This window comes from Anaerolineae bacterium, from assembly GCA_014360855.1.
Classification (GTDB): Bacteria; Chloroflexota; Anaerolineae; order JACIWP01; family JACIWP01; genus JACIWP01.
In genome coordinates this window covers 1-4,571 of record JACIWP010000239.1, presented here as the reverse complement: position 1 = coordinate 4,571, position 4,571 = coordinate 1, and the positions used below count along the sequence as shown (strand labels likewise).

Below are 4,571 nucleotides of genomic sequence, written 5' to 3'. Positions count from 1 at the left end.
GGGGAGGAATATTGTATCCGAGCGGGGCGATCTTGTCAAACGGGTGGTCCAGAGGAGTGTCCACCCATTTTGGCCCCTTACAGTGTGATGCGGTGGTATACCTCCTTCCTCGCCGGCGGGAGAGGGGTTCGGGGGTGGGGCGGCTTGCCCCACAATGGTCTGAGACGGTTTTTCTTCCACGCACATGTGCCGGCGGGAGGCATGCGGTATGGAGCGGGAACGGGAGCGGCGTATTGCTGAGATTCGGAAGGAGCTGGAGGAACTGCGCCGGCGCTGGCCGAAGCACTCCGTGCCGCCGGCCCTGCACCAGCAGTTGGAAGAGCTGGAGGAGGAGCTGGAGAGGCTGTTGGGTGAGCGGGATGCGCCAGCTACGGAGCGCGGCGCTCCACAGTGATGCGCTCCAGGTCGGAGGGCAGTATCGTGTTCGGGAAGATGGCCCGCGCTTCCGCCAGCAGTTCGGCCTCGCGCCCGCGATAGGCATCGCCGATGTGGGTCAGGCACAGCAGGCGCACCTTGGCCTCGGCGGCGATGGTGGCGGCCTGCGCCGGCGTCATGTGCCCGCTGGCCTCCGCCAGGTGCGCCTGGTCCGAGGAGAAGGTCGCCTCGGTGATGAGCAGGTCGGCCCCCTGGGCGATGCGGGCCAGCGAGTGGGTGAAGGCGATGTCGCCGCTGACGACCACCTTGGCGCCGGGCACAGGGTCGGAGAGGACCTGGTCCGGGTGGATGACCTCCCCGTCGGGCAGGGTGATGGTCTCGCCGGCCACGAGGCGCTCCCGCCAAGGGCCGGCCGGCACCCCCAACCGCTCCGCCAGCTCCGGCCGGAAATGCCGGCGCGGCCGCTCCTCGAAGATATAGCCGAAGCAGGGCCGCGCGGTGTGGTTGGTGCGAAACGCCGAGATGACCAACTCCTCATCTTCGATCAGCACCCCGCGCGATACGGCAAAGTATTCGATGTCCACTCCCGGGTCGCGCGCCTCCGGGGAGCGGATCAAGGTTGCCAGGATGCGCACCCGGTCCAGGGTGGTACTGCCGCCGTAAATGCTCAGGCGCGGGCGGGGCTTGAGGTTCGCCATGCGGAGCGAGAAGAGCAGGCCGCCGATGCCCAGCAGATGGTCCAGATGGTCATGGGTGAAGAAGACCTGCCGCAGGTTGACGCCGGGCTGTGCGTCGGTCAAGCCGGCGGCGCGCGCCTGGGCCAGCCGTTGATAGGTTCCCTCGCCGCAGTCCACGAGATAATGCCGGCCGCCGTACCGGATGAGCGTTGCCGAAGGGGTGCGCTCTGGGGTGGGAATGGCGGCGGATGTCCCCAGGAATAAGATTTCGAACACGGCCGTTGCCTCACCACGGGTTATCAGGGTCCGCTGACAAGGGGATTATAGGGGAGGTTGCGCGGCGCGTCAAGCCGGCGCAGGCCGCGCGCAGTTTTGGTGATTCTGCGCTTCTGCGCTATAATGTCCAGCACTGGTTGCCATGTGCCCCGCACGCAGAGGAGACGGCGATGGAGCGCGGGAATGCCTCTGGGATAGAGCAGGAACGACCTCAGCCCGAGCTGGAAAAGCTCCGCCAGCGCGTGCAGGAACTCCAGCTTGCACAGATGCAGTTAACCATGGCCAAGGCGGAGCTGGAAGAAAGCGAACGCCGCTATCGCGAACTGTTCGAACTCGCTCCTGCTTCCCTGTGGGAGGAAGACTTCTCCGACGTCAAGGGCTTCCTGGAGGAACTGCGCCGGCAAGGCGTGACCGATTTCCGGGCCTATTTTGACGAGCACCCGGAGACTATCGCTGAATGCACCCGACGCATTCGCCTGATCTCCGTCAACCGAACAACCCTGGAGCTGTACGGTGCGCGCACTATAAACGAACTGCGGGAGCATCAGAACCGTATCTTCATCCCCAAATCCGTGGAACTGCTGAAGGAAGAGCTGATTGCCTTGGCCGGCGGCGCTACCGTCTTCGACGGCACCGGCATGAACGGCACCCTGCGCGGCGAGGTCATTCACATCGCCCTGCGCCTGATCATCCTGCCGGGATACGAGGCGACCTGGAAGCGGGTGCTGGTCGCTATCCTGGACCTCACGCCCTATTATCATCTGCAATGGGCCCTGCAGGACAGCGAACAGCGCTTCCGCACCCTCGTCGAATCCATGGATGATATTGTGTTTACCCTGGACCGCCAACAGCGCCATACCGGGATTTACGGCCGCTGGCTGAAGCGTTGGGGCCTGACCCCTGAGATGTTCCTCGGAAAGACGGCGCGCGAATTCTTCGGCACGGAGGAGGCGGCCCGGCCGCACGAAGAGGCCAACGCGCGCGCCCTGGCCGGCGAATATGTCATCTACGAATGGTCCACCACCGACTCCACCGGCACCCATTATTTCCAGACCTCCCTTTCCCCCATGTTGGACGAAGCCGGCCAGGTCGTCGGGCTGGTCGGCATCGGCCGGGATATCACCGAACTCAAGCGCATGGAGCAGGCGCTGGCGCGCTCCGAGGCGCTCCTGCGCGCCATTTTCGACAACATCCATGAGGGTATCGTGGTCACCGATTTGGAGGGCCGCATCCTGGAGATTAATACGGTGGCACTCCAGATGGTGGCCCCGTTCACTCGGGAAGCAGTTCTCGGCAAGTCCTTCGCAGAGCTTCTCCCATTCCCGTCGGAGTTCATCCGCGCTGAAAACGAGAAGATACGGCAGGCACTTATCGAGGGGAGGTCGTTTACCACCGAGCGGTTGATCCCTGGACCGGACGGCCAGGAACGGATCCGTCTAAGCCGCTATTTCCCTCTTCGGGACGCCGGCGGCCAGATTGTGGGCGTCATTAACATCATTCGCGACGTGACCGAGGAGCGCCGGCTGGAGGAGGAGCGCCGGCGCCTGGACAAGCTGGAGGCGCTGGGACTGCTGGCCGGCGGCATCGCCCACGATTTCAACAACCTGCTGACCGCCGTCCTGGGCAACATCTCCCTGGCGCGGCTCCAACTGCCGGCGGAGCACGAGGTCCAGAAACTGCTGGCGGAGGCCGAGCGCGCTTCCCTGCGCACCCGCGACTTGACCCAACAACTGCTCACCTTTGCCAAAGGGGGCGAACCCATCCGCGAGCTGGCCACCATCTCCGACTTGCTCCACGATATCACCCGCTTCATCCTGCGCGGCTCCAGCGTGCGGCCGGCCATCACCATTGCGCCGGACCTCTGGCCGGTGGAAGTGGATAAGGGCCAATTCGGCCAGGTGGTGCAGAACATTGTGCTGAACGCCCGGCAGGCCATGCCGGCCGGCGGCACCCTCTATCTGACCGCCGAAAACGTCACCATCGCCCCACCCGGCCAGGGAATCGTCCCGCCCGGCGCTTATGTGCGCATTACCTTCCGTGATGAGGGCATCGGCATCCCCAAGGAGCATCTCTCGCGCATCTTTGACCCCTATTTCACCACGAAGCAGGAGGGGAGCGGCTTGGGGCTGGCGGTGGTGCATTCCATTGTGCGCCGGCACGGCGGCTACATCACCGTGGATTCCGTGTTGGGCCAGGGCACGACCTTCACCATTTACCTGCCGGCCCAGCCGGAACGGCGCGCGCTGGGAGAAACGGCGCGTCCCGCTGTAGCGGCGCCTGAAAAGTATGCCGGCCGCATACTGATCATGGACGATGAGGCGATGGTGCGGGAGCTGTTGCGGCGCTACCTGAGCCACCTGGGGTTCGAGTGTGAGGAAGCCGGCGACGGCCGGCACATGCTGGAGAAGTACCAGGAAGCGCGACAGGCCGGCCGGCCTTTCGACCTGGTCATCATGGACCTGACCATCCCCGGCGGCATGGGCGGCAAGGACGCCATCGTGCGGCTTCGCCAATTGGACCCGACCGCCAGGGCCATCGTCGTCTCCGGCTATGCCAATGACCCTATCATGGCCCGTTACGCCGAGTACGGCTTTAACGGTGTGGTGTCCAAGCCCTTCAACTTGGAGAGTCTGAAAGCGGTTCTGCTGAAGGTGTTGGAAACGGGCGGGAAACGCTCGCCGGCGCCGGCAGAGGCCGTCCCTGCCCAGGAATCGGACGCGCAGTGTGAAAGCGATCCCCGCCAGTTCATCTACCGGATTGACGCCGGCGATATCCTCACTGCCGCCAACGACGCCTGGGATGAATTTGCCATCGAGAACGAGGCTCCCCATCTGACCCGACAGAAGGTGATCGGCAGATCATTATGGGAATTCATTGCCGGAGAGGAAACCCAGCACCTGTACCGCGTCCTTTTCCAGCGCGTGCGGGAGGTCAAGCGCGCCGTGAGCATCCCCTTCCGCTGTGACGCGCCGGACTGCCGGCGGTATATGGAAATGCAGATGACGCCGGATGACGCCGGCGGCATCACCTTCACCAACCGCATCCTGCGGCTGGAAAAGCGGCCGCCCGTGCGCCTGTTGGCGCGGAGCGCGCCCCGCTCCCCCGATTTCGTGACCATGTGCGGATGGTGTAAGAAGGTGCGGCTGTCCGACGGCCGCTGGGCAGAGGTGGAAGAGGCCATCCGTGTCCTGCACCTGTTCGATGAGCGCATTGTGCCGCAGATTTCGCACGGCATCTGCCCGG

3 protein-coding genes are annotated in these 4,571 nt (G+C 64.5%); 2 read left to right on the top strand and 1 reads right to left on the bottom strand.

Going from position 1 to position 4,571, the window contains the following annotated elements:
- Positions 1-208: 208 nt before the first annotated feature.
- The gene (locus H5T60_11830) at positions 209-394 is read left to right on the top strand and encodes a histidine kinase (protein ID MBC7243120.1); all 186 of its coding nucleotides are present in this window, start codon (positions 209-211) and stop codon (positions 392-394) included.
- On the opposite strand, the gene H5T60_11825 is transcribed toward H5T60_11830, so the two are convergent.
- Entirely contained in the window at positions 369-1,328 is a 960-nt protein-coding gene (locus H5T60_11825; protein MBC7243119.1) for an MBL fold metallo-hydrolase, read from the bottom strand. The two genes, H5T60_11830 and H5T60_11825, sit on opposite strands and share 26 nt — an antisense overlap.
- Positions 1,329-1,498: 170 nt before the next feature.
- Here H5T60_11825 and H5T60_11820 point away from each other — a divergent pair.
- The coding region (locus H5T60_11820) for a PAS domain S-box protein (protein MBC7243118.1) at positions 1,499-4,571 on the top strand (3,073 nt) is incomplete at its 3' end.

Bases quoted from the DNA above. Each gene is read 5' to 3' on its own strand.
- H5T60_11830 (MBC7243120.1), top strand. From the start codon at position 209: ATGGAGCGGGAACGGGAGCGGCGTATTGCTGAGATTCGGAAGGAGCTG.